Source organism: Arthrobacter sp. H14 (genome assembly GCF_000520495.1).
GTDB lineage: Bacteria > Actinomycetota > Actinomycetes > Actinomycetales > Micrococcaceae > Arthrobacter_C.
Genome location: NZ_KI914675.1, coordinates 1 through 1,091, shown reverse-complemented (window position 1 = coordinate 1,091; position 1,091 = coordinate 1). Strand labels below are relative to the sequence as shown.

General features: G+C 59.0%; 3 protein-coding genes. 2 read left to right on the top strand and 1 reads right to left on the bottom strand.

The features are described 5' to 3' along the window. Positions 1-272 (bottom strand): S8 family serine peptidase (locus Y707_RS26900; RefSeq protein ID WP_035782217.1); only part of this gene is annotated, 272 nt, incomplete at its 3' end. A 73-nt stretch (positions 273-345) separates the two neighbouring features. Between Y707_RS26900 and Y707_RS33530 the strand changes: the two genes are divergently transcribed. Both Y707_RS33530 and Y707_RS26895 read left to right on the top strand, forming a co-directional pair. Beyond that, positions 346-633 carry a transposase gene (locus tag Y707_RS33530; protein ID WP_081744946.1) on the top strand — a complete coding sequence of 96 codons (288 nt, stop codon included), beginning with the start codon at positions 346-348 and terminating at the stop codon, positions 631-633. Positions 634-909: 276 nt separating this feature from the next. Continuing rightward, positions 910-1,091 (top strand): transposase (locus Y707_RS26895; protein ID WP_035782214.1); only part of this gene is annotated, 182 nt, incomplete at its 3' end.

The following is a 1,091-nucleotide window of genomic DNA, read 5'->3' as shown; positions in this document are numbered from 1 at the left end:
GCCGGATCGCCCGGCTCGTGCTGTGCTGCAACCCAGTCCAGACCAGCAACAACGTCCGAGACCGTGCCCGCCCCGTCACAATCAAGAACCCTCACCGGAACGATCGTCGCAGTCTTTGCGGCCCCGTAATCAGCGCCACCGGCCGTACCGGCGACGTGGGTGCCATGGCCGTTGCAATCACCTGACCCGTTACCGTCCGCAACGGTGGTCCACCCCGCAGTCACCCTGCCGCCGAAGTCATTATGAGAGGCCCGAACGCCCGTATCGACCACATAAACCTCCACACCGGTGCCCGATCCCAGAAAAGTGTATTAGGTATCTGCTTAGCTGAAGTAGTATCTATTCATGGAAGATCCGCAGCCAGCAACGCCGGTGGGCGGAGTCGATTATCCGGTGACCTTCGGGCAGTTTCAGGACTGGTTTTCCACCGATGAGGCCTGTTTGGACTATTTGGCCAGACTGCGCTGGCCCGAAGGGTTCATCTGTCCCAAGTGTGGAAGTATCGACCATTGGCGCACGGGGGCCGGTCTGTGGATGTGCAAGGCCTGCACCCGTCGCACGTCAGTGACAGCTGGCACAATTTTCGCAGTTCGCCTTCGGGCCGGCGTACCGGTCCGAGCACCTGAGCGATAACGGGTGCGCCATTGGCGTCGATCACGAACCGGAGAGATGTGGGGCTGATCCGGGCCGGGTCCTCTTTTCCGGTTTCCATATCCGGGTGGTCTTTGAGTTTGATGGCCGACGTGTATGGCACGGTGGTTCTCCGATCTGAATGGTTCCTGGTGCTTTGTGGTCCTCGTCGGATATGTGTGCGGCATCCTTGGGATCGGCTCCCGCGTGTCCGGTGCTACGCTTGGATTGTTCGAATTTTTGTATTAGGTATCTGCTTAGCTGAAGTAGTATCTATTCATGGAAGATCCGCAGCCAGCAACGCCGGTGGGCGGAGTCGATTATCCGGTGACCTTCGGGCAGTTTCAGGACTGGTTTTCCACCGATGAGGCCTGTTTGGACTATTTGGCCAGACTGCGCTGGCCCGAAGGGTTCATCTGTCCCAAGTGTGGAAGTATCGACCATTCCGCGTGCCCCCGGCC